Source organism: Mesorhizobium sp. M0062 (assembly GCF_040323125.1).
GTDB lineage: Bacteria > Pseudomonadota > Alphaproteobacteria > Rhizobiales > Rhizobiaceae > Mesorhizobium.
On record NZ_JAMYUO010000021.1, the window covers coordinates 34,167 to 58,339 of the forward strand.

General features: G+C 57.8%; 16 protein-coding genes and 6 pseudogenes. 12 read left to right on the forward strand and 10 right to left on the reverse strand.

Translation table 11 applies throughout. The annotated features are described in order from the left end of the window. The first annotated feature begins 50 nt into the window (after positions 1-50). The 7 genes and pseudogenes from NKJ64_RS22210 to NKJ64_RS22240 all read left to right on the forward strand — a co-directional run. The gene (locus tag NKJ64_RS22210; protein WP_352463325.1) at positions 51-1,304 is read left to right on the forward strand and encodes a methylaspartate ammonia-lyase; all 1,254 of its coding nucleotides are present in this window, start codon (positions 51-53) and stop codon (positions 1,302-1,304) included. Between the two features lie 18 nt (positions 1,305-1,322). After that, positions 1,323-2,474: a CaiB/BaiF CoA transferase family protein gene (locus NKJ64_RS22215; RefSeq protein WP_352463326.1), complete on the forward strand. Its 1,152-nt coding sequence runs from the start codon at positions 1,323-1,325 to the stop codon at positions 2,472-2,474. A gap of 133 nt (positions 2,475-2,607) precedes the next feature. After that, positions 2,608-3,510, forward strand: a complete 903-nt coding sequence (locus NKJ64_RS22220; protein WP_352463327.1) for an HpcH/HpaI aldolase/citrate lyase family protein — start codon at positions 2,608-2,610, stop codon at positions 3,508-3,510. 123 nt (positions 3,511-3,633) lie between these two features. Continuing rightward, positions 3,634-4,560, forward strand: a complete 927-nt coding sequence (locus tag NKJ64_RS22225; RefSeq protein ID WP_352463370.1) for a LysR family transcriptional regulator — start codon at positions 3,634-3,636, stop codon at positions 4,558-4,560. A 205-nt stretch (positions 4,561-4,765) separates the two neighbouring features. After that, on the forward strand, positions 4,766-6,193 hold the full coding sequence (locus NKJ64_RS22230) for an NAD-dependent succinate-semialdehyde dehydrogenase (protein ID WP_352463328.1): 1,428 nt from the start codon (positions 4,766-4,768) through the stop codon (positions 6,191-6,193). A 4-nt stretch (positions 6,194-6,197) separates the two neighbouring features. Further along, complete coding sequence (locus NKJ64_RS22235) at positions 6,198-7,742, forward strand: fumarate hydratase (protein ID WP_352463329.1); 1,545 nt, start codon at positions 6,198-6,200, stop codon at positions 7,740-7,742. A gap of 206 nt (positions 7,743-7,948) precedes the next feature. Then, positions 7,949-8,170: pseudogene (locus NKJ64_RS22240) on the forward strand (DUF6429 family protein); the annotation flags it as partial. Here NKJ64_RS22240 and tnpC read toward each other — a convergent pair. From tnpC to NKJ64_RS22285, 9 genes and pseudogenes are all read right to left on the reverse strand, one after another. Then, positions 8,163-9,669, reverse strand: a pseudogene (tnpC, locus tag NKJ64_RS22245) (IS66 family transposase). The pseudogenes NKJ64_RS22240 and tnpC sit on opposite strands and share 8 nt — an antisense overlap. Positions 9,670-9,854: 185 nt before the next feature. After that, positions 9,855-10,950 (reverse strand): annotated as a pseudogene (locus NKJ64_RS22250) (IS3 family transposase). Positions 10,951-11,277: 327 nt separating this feature from the next. Then, complete coding sequence (locus NKJ64_RS22255) at positions 11,278-12,195, reverse strand: ABC transporter ATP-binding protein (protein WP_352463330.1); 918 nt, start codon at positions 12,193-12,195, stop codon at positions 11,278-11,280. A gap of 3 nt (positions 12,196-12,198) precedes the next feature. After that, on the reverse strand, positions 12,199-13,179 hold the full coding sequence (locus tag NKJ64_RS22260; protein WP_352463331.1) for an ABC transporter ATP-binding protein: 981 nt from the start codon (positions 13,177-13,179) through the stop codon (positions 12,199-12,201). Beyond that, positions 13,179-14,060 carry an ABC transporter permease gene (locus NKJ64_RS22265; RefSeq protein ID WP_352463332.1) on the reverse strand — a complete coding sequence of 294 codons (882 nt, stop codon included), beginning with the start codon at positions 14,058-14,060 and terminating at the stop codon, positions 13,179-13,181. The genes NKJ64_RS22260 and NKJ64_RS22265 overlap by 1 nt, the downstream gene beginning before the upstream one ends. Continuing rightward, positions 14,057-15,016: an ABC transporter permease gene (locus NKJ64_RS22270; protein ID WP_352463333.1), complete on the reverse strand. Its 960-nt coding sequence runs from the start codon at positions 15,014-15,016 to the stop codon at positions 14,057-14,059. Before NKJ64_RS22270 ends, NKJ64_RS22265 begins: the two co-directional genes overlap by 4 nt. A gap of 14 nt (positions 15,017-15,030) precedes the next feature. Next, complete coding sequence (locus tag NKJ64_RS22275) at positions 15,031-16,737, reverse strand: ABC transporter substrate-binding protein (RefSeq protein WP_352463334.1); 1,707 nt, start codon at positions 16,735-16,737, stop codon at positions 15,031-15,033. Between the two features lie 162 nt (positions 16,738-16,899). Then, complete coding sequence (locus NKJ64_RS22280) at positions 16,900-18,321, reverse strand: amidohydrolase family protein (protein WP_352463335.1); 1,422 nt, start codon at positions 18,319-18,321, stop codon at positions 16,900-16,902. A 931-nt stretch (positions 18,322-19,252) separates the two neighbouring features. Beyond that, on the reverse strand, positions 19,253-19,462 hold the full coding sequence (locus NKJ64_RS22285) for a hypothetical protein (RefSeq protein WP_352463336.1): 210 nt from the start codon (positions 19,460-19,462) through the stop codon (positions 19,253-19,255). Between the two features lie 59 nt (positions 19,463-19,521). Between NKJ64_RS22285 and NKJ64_RS22290 the strand changes: the two are divergent. The 4 genes and pseudogenes from NKJ64_RS22290 to NKJ64_RS22305 form a co-directional block, all read left to right on the forward strand. After that, positions 19,522-20,008, forward strand: a pseudogene (locus NKJ64_RS22290) (transposase); the annotation flags it as partial. Then, positions 20,005-20,397: a hypothetical protein gene (locus tag NKJ64_RS22295; RefSeq protein ID WP_352463337.1), complete on the forward strand. Its 393-nt coding sequence runs from the start codon at positions 20,005-20,007 to the stop codon at positions 20,395-20,397. The pseudogene NKJ64_RS22290 and the gene NKJ64_RS22295, both read left to right, overlap by 4 nt. Positions 20,398-20,448: 51 nt before the next feature. After that, positions 20,449-20,888: pseudogene (locus NKJ64_RS22300) on the forward strand (transposase); the annotation flags it as partial. Positions 20,889-21,569: 681 nt separating this feature from the next. Continuing rightward, positions 21,570-22,172, forward strand: coding sequence for a GNAT family N-acetyltransferase (locus NKJ64_RS22305; RefSeq protein WP_352463338.1), 603 nt, complete (start codon positions 21,570-21,572; stop codon positions 22,170-22,172). Between the two features lie 169 nt (positions 22,173-22,341). Here NKJ64_RS22305 and NKJ64_RS22310 read toward each other — a convergent pair. Further along, positions 22,342-23,386 (reverse strand): annotated as a pseudogene (locus tag NKJ64_RS22310) (IS3 family transposase). A 317-nt stretch (positions 23,387-23,703) separates the two neighbouring features. Here NKJ64_RS22310 and NKJ64_RS22315 point away from each other — a divergent pair. After that, complete coding sequence (locus NKJ64_RS22315) at positions 23,704-24,168, forward strand: cobalamin-dependent protein (RefSeq protein ID WP_352463339.1); 465 nt, start codon at positions 23,704-23,706, stop codon at positions 24,166-24,168. The last annotated feature ends 5 nt before the right edge of the window (positions 24,169-24,173 follow it).

Consider the following 24,173-nt stretch of genomic DNA (forward strand, 5'->3'; position numbering starts at 1 on the left):
CGCAAGTAGCGGAAGGCGGCGTCCGCTCCAAGAAAGGAGAGTGAACTGAGGTGCAGATCAAAGATGTCTTACTCGCGCCTGGCTATGGCGCATTTTTCTATGACGATCAGGCTGCTATTGGGGCCGGCGCAATCCAGGATGGCTTCATCTATACTGGCAAGCCGATAACGCCTGGGTTCACCTCCCTTCGCGTTCCAGCATCCTCGCTCAGCGTCGGGCTTGTCCTTCCAGACGACATCGTCGTCTGGGGCGACATGATGAGCGTTCAGTACTGCGGTGCTGGCGGACGAGATCCTTTGTTCGAAAGCGCTCAAATCTCGGATTTGACGTCTCGGGTCGTGACGCCACGGCTTCTCGACGTCGATGCGTCTCGCTACCTTGATGCCTGCGCTCACGTTTTCGAGTCCTGCGAACAAAAGCGGCTACCTCTCTCGCTTAAGTATGGCGTCAGTCAGGCGCTGCTTCGAGCCGCCGCACATCTTCAGGGCAAGACGATGGCGGAAATCATATGCGCCGAATTTGGCCTGCCGCTGCCGACATGCAAGGTCCCGATCTATTGCCAGAGTGGCGACGCTCGCGAAATTAACGTGGACAAAATGATTCTGAAGGCCGTGGATGTACTTCCCCACGGCCTGATCAACTCGCGTCAGAAATTCGGTGTCGACGGTCAAACCTTCATGGAGTTCGTGAAGTGGGTTGCCGTGCGCACGCGCGAAATCGGCTGCCCGGGCTATCATCCGGTGTTGCATTTCGATGTGTATGGATGGATCGGCCAGGAAATCGGCCTAGAGCCGCAACGCATCGCAGACTTTATCTGCAAGGGTGCAGACACCGTCCCGGATTTCACGCTCAACATCGAATCTCCGGCGGATTTTGGGTCGACGCAAGCTCAAATTGAGCACTATGCCAAGATCGTATCGATTTTGGACAACCGGGGGTCCAACGCGCGCATTGTCGTGGATGAGAGATGCAATACGCTTGAAGATATTCGGCTCTTCGCCGAAGCCAAGGCGGCGCATCTCGTTCAAATCAAGACGCCCGATGTAGGCTCAATCGCGGACACAGCGCGAGCCGTTCTCCTCTGCAAAGAAAACAAGGTTGGAGCTTATGTCGGAGGAAGCTGTACCGAGACAGATCTCTCCGCCCAAGCTTCTGTCCACGTATCGGTGGCAACCCAGGCCGAGATGATGCTTGCAAAGCCCGGAATGGGTGTCGATGAGGCATTTTCCATCGTCGGGAACGAACAGAATCGATTGCTCGTGATGCTGAATCGTCGTCGAGCTCAAACCGAAATTGTTGGATAAATAGGGCGGTGTGTCTCCATGCAGAACTTCCTTGAAGGGATCACGGTTGTTGCCGTGGAGCAGGCCGTGGCCGCGCCTTATGCATCATCTCGCCTTGCTGATGCCGGCGCCAGGGTGATCAAGGTCGAGAGGCCCGAAGGGGACTTTGCCCGCAACTACGACAAGTTGGTGCGGGGACAGAGCGCTTACTTCGTCTGGCTCAACCGGGGTAAGGAGTCGGTCTGCCTGGACCTGAGATCGGAGGCCGACCGCGCCGTCCTGGACTTGCTCATTGCCAGTGCTGACGTCTTTATCCAGAATCTGAAGCCGGGCAGCATCGAAAAACTGGGTTTCGCGTCTGCGGATCTCCGTCAACGGTTTCCGCGGCTGATCACCTGCGACATCTCTGGTTTCGGGGACACAGGGCCGTATTCCCATTTGAAGGCTTATGATCTCATCGTCCAGGCCGAAACGGGTCTATGCGCGATCACCGGCAACAAACAGGGGCCCGCGCGTGTAGGGGTGTCGGTCTGCGATATCTCAGCGGGCATGACGGCACACAGCGCCATTCTTCAGGCACTGTATCACCGCGAGATCACCGGCGAAGGGACAAGCATTCAGGTTTCACTTTTTGATGCGGTCGCCGACTGGATGAACGTGCCGGTTCTGCAAAACGACTACAGCGGCTACCACACGGTACGCGCCGGCGTGAAACACCCGTCGCTGGTGCCATATGGGGCCTATTGTTGCGCCGACGGCAAAGAGGTCATCTTTTCGGTTCAGAATGACCGCGAATGGGTGAGTTTCTGCGAGAAGTTCCTGACGCAGCCGGGGCTTACACGCACGCCTGGTTTTGCTAACAACATGGAGCGCCTCGGTCACCGTGCGCAGCTTGATGAGATCATTGAACGGCGGTTTTCTGAACTTTCCTGCTACCAAGCAATGCAGGAACTTGAGGCGGCCGGCCTGGCATATGGCCGACTGAACGAAGTGGTGGATGTTTCAAGGCATCCACACATTCGCAGGGTGCCGGTTGGCACACCCGAAGGAACTGTCGAGACGATAGCGCCGGCGGCGATTTTCAACTCGGAGCACCCCTCGCTGCGCCCAGTTCCGGCTCTTGGCGCTCATACCGAGGCTGTCCGCGAGGAGGTTCTGGGGCTTTTGCGCGAAAGAGCCGCGTCCGCGTGAGTGCGCGTCTGGGTAAGGTGAGTGCGCTCGCGAGTTACGAAGAGTCTGTGCACCTCGGATCATCCCAGCGCATCAGCCATCCAGCAAGCCCACTGCCGTCAAGCTCGGTACGATTGATCGCAGAGGCGAATCCATGTTCAAGGACGCATCTCAGGCCGTTGAAAGCACGATGTCTGTACCACGCTGGAAATCCCTGCTCTTCGTACCCGCGCACGTTCCGCGCTTTGTGGAGACGGCCCACGAGCGGGGTGCGAATGGCGTCATTCTCGACCTCGAGGATTCCGTTCCCCAGGATAAAAAGGGCGAGGCACGGCGGCAGCTTCCTGAATCCGTGGCGAAGGTGGGGCGCAACGGCGCATCTGTTTTGGTCCGCGTGAATCGTAGTTTGCGCGCCTTGGCGGCCGATCTCGATTCAGCCGTGATTTCGGGTATTGACGCACTGGTTCTTCCGAAGACGGATTCGGCAGAGTGGGTATTAGAGGTCGCGAATGCGGTGTCGGAACTTGAACGAGAAAGAAATCTTGCGCCGGGAGGTATCCGGTTCCTTGCCCAGATCGAGACCCCGGGCGCTCTGCAAAGGCTCGCGGCGATTGCGTCGGCGGATCCAAGGATGGTGGCAATGGCGCTTGGTCCTGAAGACTTCAGTGCCGCTGTAGGCGGCGCCCCGGAATTCGACCTTCTGTTGGCGCCGAACCTTTCTGTTCTGTTTGCCGCCCGTGCGGCCGGGTTGCTCCCACTGGGCTTCGTAGGAAGCATCGGCGAGTTCTCGGACACGCATAAACTCCGTGAAGCCGCGGTGCATGCGCGGCGGCTTGGCTTTGCCGGAGCCTTGGCGATCCACCCGACCCAGGTGGCCATATTCAATGAGGCTTTCTCGCCAAGCGCCCAGGAACTCGAGTGGGCTCACCAAGTCGTCGCGGCGGAACATGATGCCGCCACGCGTGGACGGTCCGCATTCTCGTTGAATGGCAAGATGATCGATCCGCCAGTGGTGCGGCGCGCCCACGAGATCTCGGCTCTCGCTAGCAATAACTGACCTTTTATCAGCGGCCGGACAGGCACTGGTTTCCGAGCTATGGCTCGACAGTTTGCTGCTTGCCTGCCATCTCGTTCCGAGATAGGTATGAAAGCACAGGAACATGCCGGCTGGATTTGCATCGTGGACATCAGGCAGTTAAGATACTTTGTCGGCGTGGTTGAAGCCGGCAGTTTCACGAAGGCAGCAGCGACCCTCAACGTTGCTCAAAGCGCTCTAAGCCTGCATGTGCGGCAACTCGAGGAAGGATTCGGCACTCAGCTGCTGGTTCGCGATAGGACCGGTGTCAGCGTCACGGCGTCCGGAGACAAGCTGCTTGAGCGCGCGCGCATCATCCTGAAGGAAATTCAGCTCACTGAGGCCGAACTGACCAACTCGGTGGTTGCTCCTTCCGGAGAGGTGACCATTGGCATTCCGTCCGGAGCCGCTCGCGTCCTCAGCGGTCCCCTGCTTGAAACGGTAAGAAGCGAATTGCCGAGGATCTCGCTTAAAATGATCGAAGGCATGACGGGACCGCTGGAGGAGTGGATGGCTGCTGGCCGTTTCAATCTGGCTGTCCTCTACCGCACTGCCGAGAGCTTGGGGCAAATGGCGGTACTGGCCCGCGAAGAGTTTTGCCTAGTTGTGCCACCGGTTCTACCGCCTTTCGAAGATTCAATAGCGCTCGCCGACCTGCACGCATTTCCACTAGCGGTTCCCATGCGCAACAACAATGTCAGGCGTTCGGTAGCTGATGTCGTTGCCCAGCACGGTTGTGTTCTGGACGTCAGGTTCGAAGTCGACTCCCTTTCCACGATCATCAATATGGTCATGGAAGCAAAGGCGTATTCCATCCTTACCCCGTCGGCCATTCAAAAAGAGGCGTCTCAAGGCCTGGTCCGGACGGTCAAAATCGTTGATCCAGTGATCACCCGTTCCGTTGTGCTTGCCGTCAACCCGAAAGATGAGCGCTCTCCAGCCGTCTCCGCGGTCCGCAAGCTGATCCCCAACGTCGTAAGGGCTTTGATCGAGGGCAAGCACTGGTCAGCCACGGTTCCGGACCCGGTCTAGGAAATCCCAAGCCAACTTCTTCCAGTGTTTCGCTCTTCGCGGCTGCGTGAGCGGTATCAATCTGGATTCGAGATGGTTTTGGGCGACATTCGATATTTGACCGCATGCGAATACCACGATGAAATCGCAGAGGAGCGCGGCACGGTGCACGGATCGGATATCAGCCGTTCCAGTACCTCGCGAATTCATTCAAGCGGAGCATTCGATGTCCAACGCCACGACCTATCAGCTTTTCATCGACGGCAGTTGGCGGGGCGGTAGTGGAACCCTGACGGTGACCAACCCGGCGACAGAGACGGTATTTGGCTCGGTGGCCGCGGCATCGGCGTCGGACCTGGACGAGGCCCTTGCTTGTGCAGAGGCAAGCCGACGGGCCTGGGCCTCGCGACCGTCGAAGGATCGCGGCGAAATCCTTATAGCGGCCGCTCGGATCCTGGCCACCAAGGTGGGAGATGCCGCGAGGGAATTGTCGAGGGAACAGGGCAAGACAATCGCCGAAGCAACAGGCGAGTACGCGCGCGCAGTCGAAACGCTGGAGTGGTACGGCACATACGCCGAAGAATTGTCGGCCCCAATTCCACATGGCCCGAACCGAATGATTGTCCCGGAGCCGCTCGGCGTGGTCGCTGCCTTCACGCCGTGGAACTATCCCGCCGTGATTGTCGCTCGCAAGCTTGCCCCAGCGCTGGCGGCAGGCTGCCCTGTAATCCTCAAAGGGGCAGAAGAGACACCGAGTGCTGCCATCCACGTTGTCGAAGCCCTGCGCCAGGCGGGTATCCCGGACGGCGTGGTCAATCTTATCTTCGGCGTGCCGACGCAAATTTCTGAGCATTTGCTCAGTTCACCAATTGTGAAAGTGTTGACCTTTACGGGCTCCACCGCTGTTGGAAAACATTTGGCCAAGCTCGCGGCGAACAACTTGCAGCGGTGTGTCCTTGAACTCGGTGGGCACTCCCCGGTCGTTGTGTGCGAGGATGCTGATCTCGCAACGGCTGTTCCGGCAATTTCGGAATACAAGTTCGAGTGTGCGGGCCAGAGCTGCAATGCGCCCAGCAGAATCCTCGTCGCGCGGCCACTCTATGAGGAGTTTCTATTCCGGATGACCGACGTCGCCAGCAAAATCAAAATCGGCCCGCCCGACGACCCTAAGACCGAGATGGGACCGATGGCAAACGCGCGGCGAATAGAAGCCATGCAGCATCTGGTAAAGGACGCCTTGGATCGTGGCGCCCGCGTCGAAACCGGCGGCACCCGCCTCGACCGGCCGGGCTTTTACTGGCCGCCGACCATCCTGACAGGGGTGCCAAAGGATGCAAAAGTGCTTCATGACGAGCCGTTCGGGCCAATCCTCACCGTAGCGCCTTTCGACACGATCGAGGAGGCTATCGAAGAGGCCAATGCCACCGAATATGGCTTGGCCGCCTACTTCTTCACTGGCGCCACTGATGCGAAACGAGCGCTGATCGGCGGTGTTTCGGCTGGCGCCGTCAGTGTAAATTACCTGAAAGGGGTGTCTGCCGATGCGCCGTATGGAGGCGTCAAGCAGAGCGGCTATGGCTATGAAGGTGGCGAGCAGGGCTTACGGAGCTTCCAAAGCCTGAAACTGGTCAACGGTCTCGGGTCATTCGGGTAAGCTGGTGATCAAAAGGACACGCACCATTGCCAGTGAAGACGTCGCGACGAGCGTCGCCGATGCGCTTCAGTACATCTCGTATTACCATCCTCCAGACTATATTCGGTACCTTTCTCAGGCATACGCGCGCGAGCAGAGCCCATCGGCGAAAAACGCCATAGGGCAGATACTGCTGAATTCGCGCATGGCCGCCTTTGGGCGTCGACCGATCTGCCAGGATACCGGCCTCGTGGTGGTTTTCGCCAAGGTCGGGATGGGCGTTCGTATCAAGTCCGAGGCCAGTTTCGCGGACGTCGTGAATGAAGGCGTCCGTCGGGCATATCTCGACGCCGACAATCCCCTTCGACCATCGATCGTCTCGGATCCGCTTGCCCGACGAGTGAACACCCGCGACAACACGCCGGCAGTCGTCCACGTAGACCTTGTGCAAGGCAACCAGATCGAGATCACCATCACCGCAAAGGGCGGCGGGTCTGAAAACAAGGCTCGTTTCACCACCCTTAACCCTGGCGCGTCAGTTGCCGACTGGGTGGTCGACACCGTTTCGACCCTTGGCAGCGGATGGTGCCCGCCCGGACTGATCTCGGTCGGCATCGGTGGCAGCGCTGAAAAGGCGATGCTTTTGGCCAAGGAGGCCATGAACGAGCCTATCGACATGGCGGAACTGATCGCCAGGGGGCCCTTTAGCCCGGAAGAGGCACTGCGGATCGAGCTTTATCAGCGGATTAACGCCCTGGGGATCGGTGCCCAGGGGCTTGGTGGCCTTACCACTGTCGTAGACGTCAAGGTTGCTAGCTACCCCACCCACGCCGCCTCGATGCCTGTAGCACTCATTCCTCAATGCGCGGCCAACCGGCATCTGACGTTCACGTTGGACGGCACTGGGCCGGTCCAGCTGCAACCGCCTAACCTTTCCGAATGGCCCCAGATAGGTCTTGAGGACGTGCGCGAAGCAGAAGTTCGGCGAGTAAATCTTGATACGCTCACGAAGGAAGAGACGACATCATGGCGCTGCGGGGAAACACTTCTTTTGTCCGGAAAGATGCTGACGGGCCGTGATGCAGCCCACAAACGAATGGTCGATCTGATCGATAAAGGCGAGCCGCTTCCAGTCGATATGCACGGGCGCGTGATCTACTACGTCGGTCCAGTGCGGGCTGTAAGGGATGAGGTGGTCGGGCCGGCTGGTCCAACCACCTCCAGCCGCATGGACGATTTCACCGACAAGGTAGTCGCCGGGACCGGGCTCTACGCAATGGTGGGTAAAGCGGAGAGAGGTTTGGCGGCTATTGAATCGATTGTCAGACAAAAGACGCCGTATCTCATCGCAGTGGGTGGCGCAGCGTACCTGATTTCAAAATCGATCAAAGCCGCACGGCTGGTTGCCTTTGAAGACCTCGGCATGGAAGCCATCTATGAATTCGAGGTGCAGGACATGCCGGTCATCATGGCTGTGGACGTTGGGGGAAACTCCATTCACCATTCCGGGCCTCTCGAGTGGCGAAAGCGCATGGCGGCCGATAGCATCGCACGCAGCATCGGCGTTTGAAGTTGCGGCAGCCAATCGCCCTGGCTGGCTACCAAGCCGTAACCAGGGCGATCAATCCCACCACGCAGGGCGGGCACATCCGCGCTCTTGCTTATGCCCAGCGCTGCGACAATGGCGTTGACCGGCGCTCCAATCAATTGGCTAGTCCAACAGTAACCATCCGGTCTGGGCCGCGGCAGACGCGTGATCTGTGCTAGACTGGGCGGATAGAGATCGACACGGACAAGATCGATGATGCGGTCTTGGCGCCGCTTTGGCTGACGCTGCACAATGAACGATGGGCCTGGAAGAGCTTTGATTGGGATGTGACGGATCGGCTGCATCGGAAGGGGCTGATTGCAGACCCTGTGAACAAGGCGAAGTCCTTGGTCCTGACGGACGAAGGTCTTCAGCGGTCGGAGGATCTGTTCCGCGCGCTGTTCACGCGGCCGAGGCCACAAGGATCTGACGGGGCTGCCAATTCCACGGAAGCAGTTCATGAAGCCGGTTCTGCGGCGTATCGGCGACGCGGGTGAGGACGTCGGCCAGCCAGGCCTGCGGATCGACGTCGTTGAGCTTCGCCGTCATGATCAGCGTCGCCATGGCCGCCGCCCGGGCAGCGCCGCGTTCGGAGCCGGCAGACAGCCAGGATTTGCGGCCCAGGGCAAAACCGCGCAGCGCCCGTTCGGCGGCGTTGCCCGTAAGAAAAATCCGGCCGTCCTCGATGGAGCGGGCAAAGCGGTCCCACTGCCGGAGCATATAGTCGATCGGCGTGGCGACAGAGGCCGAGCGCGACAGGCGGGAGCGCTCCTCACGCAGCCATTCTTCGAGCTTCAATCCAGTGGGGCACTTCTTTCCTGGCGAACCGCCAACCGTTGCTCCTCAGTGAGACCGTTGATGTCGCTCTCGATGTCGAACAGCGCGTCGATGCGCTTGACGGCCTCGAATCCAATGGGTGAGATCGCCGGCGCCTTCTTTCCGCGCAGCGCATTCGCGGCAATGTCGGCCGCTCGAAGAACTGTCGTCGCGCATGGGCCCAGCACAGCCCGGTGTGACTGGTCCCTGAGCCCGCGACGGATCGTAAAGCGTGTTGTACCCGCTACAGGCGTCGGTCTGCAGGATGCCGGTGAAGTCTTGCAGCTGGCGCTCGGGGTGGTCGTCGATCGCGCGAAGCGTAGTAGAGCGCGGCCGGCGGCGAGGTTCCGCCGAACGGCCGGTCGTCACGGACATAAGTCCAGATGTGGCCGGTGGCCGTCTTGCCCTTGGCCAGGATGGGCACCGTGGTGTAGTCGCCATGCAGCCGCTCGGCGGCAAGCACATGGGTCTCGATCAGCGCATGCAGCTGCAGCACCAACGCGCAGGCGTCGACCTGGTCGGCAGCGTCGACACGCTCAGATCGATGCCTTCGCGGGCGTATCGTTCGCTCTGCCGGTTCAGTTACGTAGGAAGGGGCCGGCGGCTGCGTGATCTTCTCGCATTCCCGGCACGAGAACTTTTCGCGCACCGTCTGGATCACCTTCCACTGGCGCGGGATCACTTCCAGCGTCTCCGTGACGTCCTCGCCCAGCTTCGACAGTTTCGCCGATCGCAGCAGGGACAGCTTTCGGGCGGGCGCGGCGATGACGACGCGCTCGCGGGGCAGGCGCGCTGGGAACGGCTTGCGCGAAGGCCGCCTGTGCTCGAACGATTTGACCGATTGCGTCTGCGCCGCCGCTTTCCCTGCCGCCAACTCGTGCTCTGTCGCGGCCGCCTCGAGGTCCGCCGCTGCAGTTCCACCTGCGCCAGGAGCCGTTCCTTGCGCTCCGAGCGGCTGCCGTAGAGTTCGCCGCAGCTTCTCGATCTCCAGCTTGAGGTATGCGATCAACGCTTCTGTCGAGGAGTTCAACGCTTGAGCACGCGCCGCAACGGTCTCCGCCTCCATTCGCGCGGCCCGCTCGGCGAGGATCATCGCATGGGCGCTAGGAAGGTCGGACGGAAGCGAATCAAGGGCGGATTTCACAGGCCCGAGCGAATCACATCCTCCCCGATCGCAAAACCGCTATCCATCGACGTCGGGCGCCAGGTTTCCTGCGGGTTTCACCAGTCGTTCCGGAGAGCAGATAAGCGAGTTGGGCATGACCTGCCACCAAATGTTCATCCAGCCGCAATTAGAGGCTCGGCGGGTTGTACGCCGTATGGCGCGGGTTGAGCAACGGGCGATCGGCGGAGCTGGTCGGGGTTGCGCAGCCGATCGCCCGTTGCGGTGAGATTGGCGGCATAAGCCGCCGGCGTGATGTGGCCGAGCGCCGAATGTGGGCGCGATCGGTTGTAGTCATTCGCCCTTTCGGCGATCGCCGTGGGGGCATGGTCGAGACCGAAGAACAGGGTCTCGTTCAAGAGCTCGTCCCGCATCCGGCCGTTGAAGCTCTCGCAGAAGCCGTTCTGCATCGGCTTGCCCGGTGCGATGAAGTGCCAAGTCATGCCGTTCTCCTGTGCCCAGGCGAGCATGGCGTTCGAGGTGAACTCGGTGCCGTGGTCGGAGCCGATCATGCCCGGCTTGCCGCGGTGGGCGATCAACTCGGTCAGTTTGCGTGCGACACGGCGGCCCGAGATCGAGGTGTCCGGGATTGTCGCCAGGCAGTCGCGCGTCACGTCGTCACGACGTTGAGGGTCGGCCGCAAGCGAACTGGTCGTGGACGAAATCCAGCGACCAGCGGGCGTTCGGCCTTGCCTTGACCAGAATCGGCGTGGGTGCCAACCGCGCGCCGGCGTGACCGTCGCTTGCGAACCGTCAGCCCTTCCTCGCGATAGAGCCGGCAGATGCGGTTGATGCCCGACGGCTCGCCGCCTTGCCGCAGCAGGATGAACAGCCGCCGGTAGCCGAAGCGCCGGCGCGCGTTGGCAAGGTCGCGCAACTGACATCGCAGCTCCCTGTCCGGCGGGCGCCGTGACCGGTAGCGGACCATCTTGCGATCGGCGCTGACGATGGAAGAGGCCCGCCGTTCCCACAGGCCCATGGCGGCCCTCACGCGCGACGGCTTCGCGCTTGGCGACGGGCTCTACCATTTTTTTGACAGAAGCTCGCGCAGCGCCGAGGCTTCCAGCATCTAGTCGGCCAGAAAGCTTCTTCAGCTTCGCGTTCTCCTCCTCCAGCGCCTTCAGCCGCTAGGCGTCGGAGACGTCCATGCCGCTTGCGGGCCAGATCGCCTGCCTTCGCCCCCGCCTCGTGTTCGCGCAAAACCGCGATGATCTGCTCTTCCGTAAACCGCTCTCTTCATCTGTCCGCTTCAATCGAGGCCGGACTCTAATCTCAGATGGAGTAAATTGCCCGTGGCAGGTCACGTGAAGCAGCCGGAAACTCCACCTTGCGGCGGTCCAAACAATGGTACCGGATCATCGATCAGAGCTAGTCTAACCTATAGACAGGGACAAACGGGGGCAGGCCCAAAGATGGAAGCACGGAAAACTCCAGCCTCCGACCGTTTAAGATTTGTTCTCAGAGCAAAAACCACTTCCCCGAAAGCTGGAGGGAATCGGATGAGGTCACCAAAGGCCCTGTCATCTATCTGCTCCCGGTTCAACGCGACACTGTTGATGAATGCGATCCCGAGGTAATAATAGTCGCGACTGGTTGCTTCAATAATTTGGCATTTAACTTCCGTGCCGCCCTCCGTTCCAAGGCTTCGTCCAAGGTCGGGGCAGAAGCAAGAAGCTGGCGCGTATAGTTTTCGGTGGGGTTCTTAAGAACGTTGCCTGGCAAGCCTGATTCAATTATACGACCACCGCGCATGACCGATACCCTGTCGGCGATCGCCGCCGCCAGGTGAAGATTATGTGTAATAAAAATGTAGGCTAGCCCTCGCGCCGCCCGAAGTTCCAGCATAAGCTTTAATATCTCAGCGCTCACCGAAACGTCCAGCATACTGACCGGCTCATCTGCAACTATAAGTTCCGGTTCCATCACCAACGCTCCGGCAATTGCTGCCCTTTGCCGCTGGCCGCCGGAAAGTTCATCCGGGTACCGCTGCGAGAATATCTCGGCCGGACGTAAGCCAGCCGATGCGAGCGTCCCGAGCACCTTCTCGGAAAGGCTCTGCGAACTGCCACCCATTCCGTTAACCACCAAGGGCTCCGCAACGTGGTCAAAGATTGTCTGCGACGGATTTAATGATGAGAATGGGTCCTGAAAAATCATTTGGACTCGTTTCCGATAATCGCGCATGGCAGCCCGATTACGGAGAATCGTCACGTCTTCTCCATTCATCAAGATCTGGCCATCGGTGGGTGTCTGAAGTCGCGTGGCGACCCGAGCCAAGGTGGACTTTCCAGATCCAGATTCGCCGACGATCGCATGTATCTCGCCGCGATGGATCGTGAAATTAACATGGTCCATCGCGTAAATTTGCTGTTGCGGGAGGCGACGAAGCCACCCCGACAAACTGCGGGGCGCTGAAAAATGGACAGAGACATCGCGGAATTCGATCAACGGTATCATGATCTACAGGTTCTCCGCGAAATGACAGGCGACCGCGGATCCGCAAACTTCGCGCAGCCGTGGCTGCTGCGTTCGACAGATGTCCCGGACAAATTGACAACGCGGAGAAAATGCGCAACCGCATCGCTGCTCGTCAGGACGCGGCGGTGCGCCGGGGATAGGTTCAATCTTTAGAAAATCCTGACCGAACCTAGGTGCGGCCATTGCCAGTGCCTTGGTGTATGGATGCAAGGGCTGTCCAAGTACCTTTTCCACTGGACCGGTCTCAATAATCCGCCCAGCATACATGATAGCCACTTGGTCGCAGGTCAACGCGATAGCGGCTAAGTCGTGACTAATTATTATTGTCGTTAGGCCCCTTTCCCGCTGTAATCGAATCAGCAGGTCTAAGATCTCGGCCTGTACCACGACATCGAGAGCGGTGGTCGGCTCGTCCGCGATGATTATCTCAGGATTCGCAGCGAGAGCCATCGCAATCATGGCACGTTGTCGCATCCCACCAGAAAATTGATGCGGATATCCTCCCGCACGGGATCGATTTATGCCGACGCTCTCCAATAGCTCCCACGATTGCTGGCGCGCTCGAACCAAGTTTATGGACTTGTCGCGACGGATCGCCTCAACGATCTGATCGCCCACAGTGATCACTGGGTTGAATGCATTCATAGCGCCTTGAAACACATAAGCTACCCGGCGCCAGCGGATGCCGTCGAACGCTTCCTCATCGAGGTCCAGAACCTCGTCGCCGCGAATTCTCACCGACCCGCTTGCTGCTTCAAGTGCCGAGCCCAGCAATCGCATCAAAGCAAGGGCAGCGGTACTCTTGCCGCATCCTGATTCCCCCGCAAGGCCAAGAGACTCGCCGCGAGATAGGTTTAGGCTGAAATCGTCCACGATTGGGGCACAGGCTGGTAAGCCGCGTATGTTTACCGTCAGACCGCGAACCTGCAAGATTGGCAACTCCTGGTTGGTAATCTTTGCCATTAAGTAGTCTTCCTTCTTCGCGTCCCGAAGCGCAGCACGGCGGAGTGGCTCAGCGAATAGAGCGAGACCACCACCACCACAATCGCCAAACCGGGTGTGACTACGTACCACCAAGCACCAGCGCCAGCGGCCCCTGCTTGCTGGGCGTTATACAGCATAGTTCCCCAGGACGGCTGAAAGGGATCCCCCAAGCCGATAAACGCTAGGGCAGATTCGATCCAGATTGCCGCGACGATAGTGAGGATAGTGTTGGCAATTATTAGCGAGACGAGGTTGGGCAGAATATGGCGAAGGATGATCCGGCTTTGGGATGCGCCAATCACCCGCGCGCGATCAACGAAAGGGCGGTTCCGTAAAGATAAGGTTTGACTACGCACAATGCGGGCCGTACCGGCCCAGCTCGTGATGCCGATCACGATTACCGTGACGAACAGCGTGGGACGCACTCCAAAAATCGTCCCCTGCTCGCCACCAATTTCGACCGCCAATGGCGCCAAGACTAGCGCTAGAATGAAAGCTGGCATTACCAGGAAAAAGTCCGCGACTCGCATCAACAGCGCGTCAGTGGCTCCCCGCGTGTAGCCCGCGATCACGCCCACTCCGGTTCCCAATAATATGCTCAACGCGCTCGCTAGCAGAGCTACCAACATAGTGATTCGAGTGGAATGCACCGTCAGATTCAAAACATCTCGACCTACTTCGTCTGTGCCAAGCCAGTGACTAGCCGAAGGCGCTGAAACCGGGATCCCTGTCGCCGTTACGATAGTTTCGATCGGACCAACCAGAAGATCCGGAACCAAAGCGCCCAACGCTACGATCCCCAGAACAAATCCCAAGGTTAGCTGGCCGAGGCTTGGAACCCATTTGGCTAGTCGGATCATGTTGACACCCTCGGATCAAGCCGCGCGTAAAGCAAATCAGCAGTCAAATTGGCTATGACGATCGAAACAGCGAAGATCAAAAACAGCGCTTGGAGCACCGGGTAATCCCGTGCTCGCATTGCTTCGACAGTCAGCAGCCCGAGCCCAGGCCAAGAAAAGACAGCCTCCACGGTGATCGCTCCTGTGACGATGAAGCCCACATTCAGCGATATCAGCGTTAGAATGGGTAGCCGAGCATTGGGCACAACGTGGCGTCGAAGAATTGCGCTGCTACCGATCCCTTTCGCGCGGGCTGTGGTGACGAAATCCTCCTTTAGAACTTCCACTATTGCAGCGCGCATAAGCAAAACATACTGACCGGCTTGGGCAATCGCGAGTGTCGCAACGGGCAAAATGCTACGCCGAACGATTTCGAGCCAGGCGTTGCTGTCATTATTCCCCATATTTGCGAGACCCGTGACCGGTAACCACCTGAGCCACGCGGCGAAAACAAAAAGCAAGATCATGCCGAGCCAGAAAGTCGGCATACCATAGGCCGCCAGCGCAAGCGAGCTTCCAAGCCGATCGACGACAGAACCCTGCCGCCATCCAGCACGAGCTCCGATCCGGAGGCCGACTACCATGGCAATCGCCTGGGCAATGCCGACGAGGAGCAACGTCGGCATCACGCGGGGACCGATGACACCCAGAACAGTCTCGCCGCGGAATTTAAAGCTGTACCCGAAATCACCGCGTACGATAGAAGATAGGTACGAAATGAACTGGTCGGGAAATAGCGGGGCGTCCAAGCCCCAACGGGCCCGCACCTGAGCTAGCATTTCTGGAGTCACGCCTTTCGCGCCGCCAATCAACATTCGCGTGGGATCACCAGGCATCGCACGAAAAATGAAGAAACCCAGCGCTGAGATGACTAATATGGTCATCCCGGCGCCCGCAACTTTCCGAAGAAGTAACATAACCTTTAATCGCCTTAGTCATTGACTTTGAGGCTGGCGATAGTGGGGTTGGGATAGATCCCATTTATCAGCGGCGACAGCTTGCTGTCAGGCCAGCCAGAGATGCGATCGCTGCGATAAGCGTGGAGCGCCGCAGGGTAATACAGCGCGTGATATGGCCCCTCGACATAGAGCTTGCGTACCATTTCCTCGGCGATCTTCGCACTCGACTCAGTCCCACGAGCCCTCGTGAAGTCGTGATACATCTGATCGTATTCGGGTTCCGACCAGAAACTCCAATTGTAACCGCCAATCTGGCTGGTCTCGAACACGCTCAGCATGAAGTTGGCCTTGTTGACCTCCCAGAACCAAATCAACATGTCATAGTCGCCGCCACCTTGGCGGGGATCTGCCACATTGGCCAAAAGCGAAGCTTCGCTGACCACAGAGGTGGTCACTTCTACGCCGACTTCATGAAACCAGCCAGTCAGGAACTGGGCGATCGCCGGATATGCTGTTTCGACATCCGGAAGATACAAGCGCATGCGGATCGGCTTGCCTTGTTTGTCCTCGATCAGGCCATCACCATCGCGGTCCATGTACCCGGCTTCGGCGAGCTTTTCCTTGGCCAAAGCTAAGTCGAACGGGCGTACTATGTCAGAAATGTCCGGGTAAAGTGCGCCATAGGCGGGCACCTGGACACTTGTAGCAGGCGTACCATATCCCTGCAGTACTCGCTTGACGATCGCCTGCTTGTCAATGGCATAGCCCAAAGCGTCGCGGAACGCCGGATCGGCTAATGCAGTCGTGGAACCTGAACCCTTGCCCGTCCAGGTGTTGAACCCGAGATAGACCATCCGATAACCCATGAATGGTTTAGCGACAATGCCAGGCTCCTCGTCGAGCGCCGCCACATGGTTGATGGGCACGTCGGTCATATAATCGATCTCGCCGCTGCGCAGAGCCTGCACAGCCGCATCTGGGTTAGCGAACTGAAGCATGCGCACTTCCTGCAAAAGTGGGCCGGGGCCACGGAAATATGGATTGCGTTCCAGGGTCACCGATTGGCCCTGCGACCAATCCTTCACAATAAATGGTCCGCTACCGATGATCGGCGTTGGATTTTTGAACTCGGTAACCTTGTCATAGCTGATATCGTCCCAGGCCGTCTGGGGAACAATGTAAATCTCGTTGAGGAGCTCGTTAACGATGGATTCCGCCGGGTACTCGGTAGTGATCTCGATGGCGTTTTCATTCTTAGCAGTGATAGACTTCACCAAGCCTTTGACGATGCCGGTCTCGTTGAGCGCGACGCCGGCTTTAGCCGAACCAATGATAAACTGCCAAGACGATACTACATCATGAACGGTTAATGATGAGCCGTCGGCCCACTTCAAATTGGGCTTCAAGGTCACTGTCCAGACGAGTCCGTCCTCCGAAGGTGTCCACTTCTGTGCCAATGCACTGTTCGTCAGCTTCCCGTCCATATCCAATCCGACGAGTATGTCGTAGACCATGGAGACGACTTCGTAAGAGATCACGAACTGCATGACATGTTGATTCAATGAGTCTGGTTCTTGTCGAACACCGACGCGTAGCACCCCAGACGCTGTTTGCATGGCCTGCGCCCACGAAAAGGATGGTATTGTTAAGGCAGCCCCCCCCGCGAGCGTTGCCAGCATAAGTTCACGGCGAGACATATTACCAGATGCGAAATTTCTGTTGCCAAGTTGCTTATACATTTCTATGTTCCACCTTTTTTACTTTTTATTTGAATAGTCCTCCCAAAGCCTGACGGGCATTGTGAGGAACGCCGATCCTTGCAATCGTGGAAGCGAATCTGCTGGATTTGAAGGGGCCAGCTGGTGCCATCTTCCGTCGATTAACCAACATAACGTTAGACCTCACTCCAAATTGTAGAGAACGCGATTGTTCTTATACAGAATCATGCGCGCTGCCTCAGTCGCCTCCTCAAGTGTCAAGCTCCCTCCGACTACATAGTCGGTTAGTGCCTGCGACAAATATCGCTTTCCCCACCTCCCGGCGAGCCAAAACAATTCTGGGACGTGAAAATTGTCGCTCGCAAAAAGTATCTTCGAAATTGGGACTGCCTCTAATACCTGTTTATACCTATCGTACAGACTTTGATGTACAAACGGTGTCATGATTGACACCTCAAAATAGCAATTCGGATAAAGATGGCTCAACCATGCAGCTTTGCCGACCGAAGGGTACCCCGCGTGTAGTGGGACGATTTTAGGCATCCGCATTATGTTGTCTTTGTCAAACCGAACAACTTCCTCAAGGTAAAACGGATCCTGGTTGCGCAGCATCACGCCTGGCGCTTCTCCATCGCCAGTGTGAATCTGCATCGGTATGTCTCGCTTGAGGCATTCCTCAAGGGACAGCGTAAAAGTGTACCTGCAAAGATCCTTGGTAATGTTGGCCGCATCTTCCCTATCCATTCTGGAGCGGTCACAAAAAGATTTTCTCAGAGCGTTCCAAGAATGAGCCGCGAAGGTGCGATCATATAGCGGTTTTATCAAGCCGATGTCGGGCAACAGGTACGACTTCATGCCGATGGTTCTTTTTCCGTAATTCGCGTCACCATCCAATATCTCTAGCAGTCGTTTTGTGAAGCGAGCTTCAAATTCTTCGAATGCGATATCCAGCCCGAATAACTCGTCTTGAATTGCCTCAATTCGAGCAATACGATGCGAGCGACACGGCTGAATTGCTTTCTCGAACGCCTCGATCTCGGCCTGCCCCACACCTTCCACATAGCCCGTATCGTGTATGATATTTTCGTAGTTCACGTCCCGGAACAAGTTATTGACGTAGGACCAATAGCTGCTCCCGCGGTCATTTCTGGCTTCAATCACCGCTTCAAAGCTTGGTTCACAGCCAAGGAACTGCGCCATTTCCTTTGTCATAAACCTGATAAAAACACTTTGTGATAAGTGAGAGGTCATGCCGTCAACTTTGGACTGTATGTCGTACTCTTTATTGAGCGCATATTTGGTTGGCTCGTCTCCATTGAGCCATCGCTCGTAAACGCCCTCGGGGAAGTAGTTCGGAAACGGGAACCCTGCCAAGGAAATACGCTCTAGAAATCTCTTTGGAGTTGTGATGGCGTCGCGATCAGTCACGAGATGACAATGCGTATCATCGAGCGGCATCGCGTCTACAATCTCGAAAATCTTCAAAAACTCGGGGTCCTGACGCTGCTGAAATAGCGGCAGGTGCTGCAGCCGGCGAGAAACAGTAGAGACGTGCGAAGGGTTGCCCAGGGCCAATTCCGCAGCCTTCGGGGCATCTTCAGGCATCACATTCTTCATCCGGGAACCTTTCATAATCAGTTTGTTTGCACGCCTTGCGGGATGGCCCTGTATGATACTTCTCCCAACAGCTTCGCAATATCGTCATTTATGCTGCAATGGGGTTCTCACTCGGTTCACCCAATTGCCGATTTGGGTCGTTGCAATCACGGGGCGGGGTCATGCGGGGCCGCGGCGGGTCGATTCTTGCCGTCGATTCTTGCCAACGAGGATATCGAGCCCAGCCGGGATTCGACCATATAAGATAGAGATCCTTCGGGGAGGCAGGAACGTGCATGATCCCTTGCCGGATGATCCTTAGGTGCCCCTTTGGATCACGGCGAGAGACCGGTTCTCCTATTTCCGTTTCGATCCGGGTGATACCGAAAAGGCCAAATTTTTTGCGGCGAGGAACAGGGCTGAATTCGGGAGGTGGCTGCCAAGCTCGGAATTTTGGCGACGGGAGGGAATCATTCGCTTACCCCCCTCCGAAGAGCGCGACAGGCCTCTAAGTTCGGCATGGCTATGTTCCCTATGTATTATGGCACCAGGCGCCTTCTTTTCATCGAAGAAAAGCCATTCGGCAGCGTGCGTCAAATTCAGTTTGTGTATGACCGTGATCTGGCGGCGAGATACCCGGATCTGGAGCATCTTTGATGAACAAGGGTCGTTTGAAGCCCTTCACGTGACATGACCCGTCTGATTCACTCTTTTATTAATTTGCGAGGAGGTACTCCCGGCGTCGAAATCCCGATCCATCAGCCGCGCGCCGCCCACCGCATCGACACCCGCAATGGCCGCAATCCCTCGCCTCGCGAAGGTCCGCGCTCAGGCTCCTCGTCATCATTGGTGTCGCGCTATCGCCGGCGAGATGGAGCGCGCAGGGAGGGCTAGCCGTCGAGTTCGAAGCTCGACCCCTTGAGACATAACGCGCCGGACATCACGCTTTGCAGCCTAGCAATGCGTGCCAGCAGCGCCGTTCACTGTCTGGCTGGTCCTCGACCGTCAGGGCGTCGGCGCCGCCGAACAGCATCGCCTCACCGCCATTGAGCTTTACGACCGCGCAGCCGGTCTCGACGCGCTTGGAATTGCGGAGAGCCTGCTTTCTTGCAGCTTCAACTTGTGCCTCCAATAAAAAAGGGAAGAACATCGATGGACGACCGTCTTGCCCCCACGATCGAAACAGACGCACATCGCAGTGCATTATTCGCCAAGCTCTATCGCAAAGGCAAAGGCAAGGAAACGAGTTTCATCGGGCACCGGCTGATGGAGAACTGCCACGGCCTGCTGGTCAATGCCTGCCTGACGCTGGCCGACGGACATGCCGAGCGGGTGGCGGCGCTGCACATGATCGAACTGCGTGCCGACGTCGCACACAATCGCACTCGGCGCCGACAAGGCCTACGATGCGCAGGACTTCATCAACGAGTTGCGCTCGAAGGTGACGCCGCACGTGGCGCAGAATACCAACGGGGGCCGTTCAGCGATCGGCGGGCGCACGACGCGGCACAGCGACTATGCGGTCAGCCAGCGCATCCGCAAGCGCATTGAGAAGGCGTTCGGATTGATCAAGACGCTCGCCGGTCCGGCAAAGACGAAGTTGCGTGGCCGCGACTGCCTCGGATGGGCCTTCACCTTCAATGCCGCCGCCTACAATCTGGTGCGGCTGCCGAAGCTCATGGCGGTGCCGGCATGACCGCGCCCGCGGGCTGCCAATTGATCGGCCGCTGGCGGATCATCGAAGCTGACCGGTGGGATCGCGGCTATCTTGACCTCGGCGGACCCGCCACGATCACCATCGGGGCCGACAACCATGGTGAGATCGCCTTTGGCGCCCTGCAAGCCAGCCTCGATCTCGGGTACAGCCCCTCAATGGTCTTATTCACATGGGCCGGCTTCGATGAGATGGACGAAGTCACGGGCGATCGCTCTGCCGAATTGGTCGTCGGAACGGTCGAGATCACCTTCATCTATGACAAGGGCGACGCGGCTATCCTCAAGGCCAAACGTCCTTCTCAACAGCCTGCTAGCCTGAAAAATTCATGGGGGTTGGCGGAGATTGGTTCAAGCCTTCAAATGACGTAGCAGTTGGTTGCTTACGCCGATCCGCGCCGTTTCCCGGAGACCACGCCCGCCATGAATGATCCTACGCTGCCGCTGACCGGTTTGTCATCTGTTGGCGGCAAGTCCGTCGTCGCCCGTTTCGACTGGCATGTTGTCGTCCGACAGTTGGGTTCTCGCTCTGGCCGAGATTGAAAAGCGGCTGCGGGTGGCTGACCGTCTGGCGCGCTGCATCGACGATCCGCGCTGCCCGGACCAGGTCGTCCACGGCCTTGCGGACATGATCGGCTTCCGCATGAAGATCATCGCCGCCGATTACGAGGATGGTAACCACGCCAACCGGCTGCGCTCCGATCCGATCTTCAAGATGGCCCAGGAATGCGCTGCCTTCGGGTCGGAATCTGGCCTCCCAGTCGACGATGTGGCGGCTGGAGAACCTGCCCGGGGTGCGGGAACTGGTCGCTATGGGCCGGGCGATGGTCGACCTTTACTGCGCTTGCTTTTACCGCATCCCGCTACTCGCGACATGAACGATGGGGGGCAGACGTCCCGAAACAAACCCGCTGACCGCAACCCAAACCCCAACTTCCATCAAGACGGATTACCGCCGGCGCCTGATGAGCATTGTGAAAACGCACCGCAATGGCGAACAGATCCCCCCTTCAGGCCGCCCAAAGCTCATCAACGTGCATCAAGCGGCCTAGGGGCCGATGAGGTGGAAGCGCGCGAAAATCCATCGGGGCTCGCGGCGAAGATGTTGTCCGGCCGCATCACGAGGCCGGATATACGTCAGCAGTTGTGACCAACGATCCTGATCCAGCCGACCTGTTGCAATCAGGCGGGGTCCATAGACGTTCCACATACGGCGTTGAAGAACGGACAGCTGCTGACGGCCATGAACGATATCGAGCGTCGACAGCCACAGGCCGCCCAGCGGTCCAACCTCTGACCACGAAGAGAAGCGAGTGCCCCACGCATCGGTCAAGAAAAAAGTGCAGGAGCATCTCGACCAAAAAACGGCCCCAATCAGAGAGGACTCCTGGCGAATTTAAAACAGCTTACGCATACAGAAACAAGATTATTGCAGAGAATTCATGAAATTTATCCCAAGGAGCGCGTATTCTGGAACATCATACTGGCTCGCATGTCGGAGTACCACTCCATCGTCAGTACTGGCTCAGAAAAGGAATGTTCTCATGCACCTCCTAGAAACGCCGCGCCTCATACTAAGGCCGCCGTCTCATAGAGACGAGCTTCTTCTACACGGACTTCATAGCGATCCATTCGTGGTAGACGCCATCAGAGACGGATCCTATCCGACGATAGAGCAGTCGAGAGCCGCACTGCTTCACTTCATCGCTCATTGGCAATACCATCGTTTCGGTTTGTGGATGGTGTTCGTCAAAGATGAACGTCAAGCCAGAGAATTCGTTGGCTATACTGGACTGATGTGCAGCGGAACGTATCGTCCCGAAGACTCAAACGGTTTGCCGGGCGACTCAAATAACGTTGAGATAGTAACCGGTCTCCATCTTGCGGCTTCCGGAAAGGGGATAGGGGTCGAGGCCGGCAGAGCAGTGGTCCAATTTGCCTTTGAGCATCTAAAACTTCAAAAAGTGACTGCTTTTATCCGAAGGCATAACATTCGTTCACTTATAAAAAATGTTAAGGTAGGCTTTTTCTATGTCAGTGACATAAAAGTCAAGAATGGTATGAGAAGGAAGTTTGAGGTATCTCCGTTGACTCACGTAAAATCCGACAACTTGCGCGTTATTCATTTTAACGATACCGAACTTTGAACTATATGGCACTACGACCAAATCGAATGTCTCGGCGCTGCTTGCCTTAGGTGAAGTTTGGCGGTTCTAGCAGCCTTGCCAGATTTAATTGGGTTGTCATTGACCTGCCACCGAATGTTCATCCAGCCGCAATTAGAGGCTCGGCGGGTTGTACGCCGTATGGCGCGGGTTAAGCAACGGGCGATCGGCGGAGCTGGTCGGGGTTGCGCAGCCGATCGCCCGTTGCGGTGAGATTGGCGGCATAAGCCGCCGGCGTGATGTGGCCGAGCGCCGAATGTGGGCGCGATCGGTTGTAGTCATTCGCCCTTTCGGCGATCGCCGTGGGGGCATGGTCGAGACCGAAGAACAGGGTCTCGTTCAAGAGCTCGTCCCGCATCCGGCCGTTGAAGCTCTCGCAGAAGCCGTTCTGCATCGGCTTGCCCGGTGCGATGAAGTGCCAAGTCATGCCGTTCTCCTGTGCCCAGGCGAGCATGGCGTTCGAGGTGAACTCGGTGCCGTGGTCGGAGCCGATCATGCCCGGCTTGCCGCGGTGGGCGATCAACTCGGTCAGTTTGCGTGCGACACGGCGGCCCGAGATCGAGGTGTCCGGGATTGTCGCCAGGCAGTCGCGCGTCACGTCGTCACGACGTTGAGGGTCGGCCGCAAGCGAACTGGTCGTGGACGAAATCCAGCGACCAGCGGGCGTTCGGCCTTGCCTTGACCAGAATCGGCGTGGGTGCCAACCGCGCGCCGGCGTGACCGTCGCTTGCGAACCGTCAGCCCTTCCTCGCGATAGAGCCGGCAGATGCGGTTGATGCCCGACGGCTCGCCGCCTTGCCGCAGCAGGATGAACAGCCGCCGGTAGCCGAAGCGCCGGCGCGCGTTGGCAAGGTCGCGCAACTGACATCGCAGCTCCCTGTCCGGCGGGCGCCGTGACCGGTAGCGGACCATCTTGCGATCGGCGCTGACGATGGAAGAGGCCCGCCGTTCCCACAGGCCCATGGCGGCCCTCACGCGCGACGGCTTCGCGCTTGGCGACGGGCTCTACCATTTTTTTGACAGAAGCTCGCGCAGCGCCGAGGCTTCCAGCATCTAGTCGGCCAGAAAGCTTCTTCAGCTTCGCGTTCTCCTCCTCCAGCGCCTTCAGCCGCTAGGCGTCGGAGACGTCCATGCCGCTTGCGGGCCAGATCGCCTGCCTTCGCCCCCGCCTCGTGTTCGCGCAAAACCGCGATGATCTGCTCTTCCGTAAACCGCTCTCTTCATCTGTCCGCTTCAATCGAGGCCGGACTCTAATCTCAGATGGAGTAAATTGCCCGTGGCAGGTCAACCCCTGCGGTTGCCGACTCAGCACTTCCGCACCTCCAGCATACAGACGGTATGCTGGAGGCTTTCAGCGTTAGGGAGCGCTAGAGTTTCATTCTCCGACCTACTCATTCTGGGAGTTTTCAAAAATTCTATCCCCAGGTAAATTAATTCTAACCTCGCGTAGGTTGTGGACGTTTGTCGCGGCCTATACCGACCCGCAGTTGACATCATTCAATAGGAGGGAGCAGTGAATATTCCCGCTACGCGATCTGCCACGGAACCATCCTCTGAAAACCGGGTCATTATTCTTGGAGTGGCGGAGAGCGATGCTCATGTAGTTGCGAATAAGCTCATCGAATTTGAGCTTAGCCTCGCTGGATTTACAGTCATTAACCTCGGAGCATGCACTCCCATCGCGGAATTCGTAGGTGCGTTCCAGGCGCATCCGTATGCCGATGCGATAGTCATTGGCAGCTTAAATGGCCACGCGTATGAAGATTTGAAGTCCATAGGGGATGCCAAAAAGGATCTGCTTATTTCATGTCCAATAATAGTCGGCGGCAACCTTGGCGTTACCCGAGATCAAGCTGCTAGAACGAAAGACGAATTGCTTTCGATCGGCGTGGATTACGTGCTTGATGACGCGGCGCAACTGCCGTTTCTCCTGCACCAGCTGCCCCGACGGAACATTATTATTGCAACTCCCGAGTGAGGGTC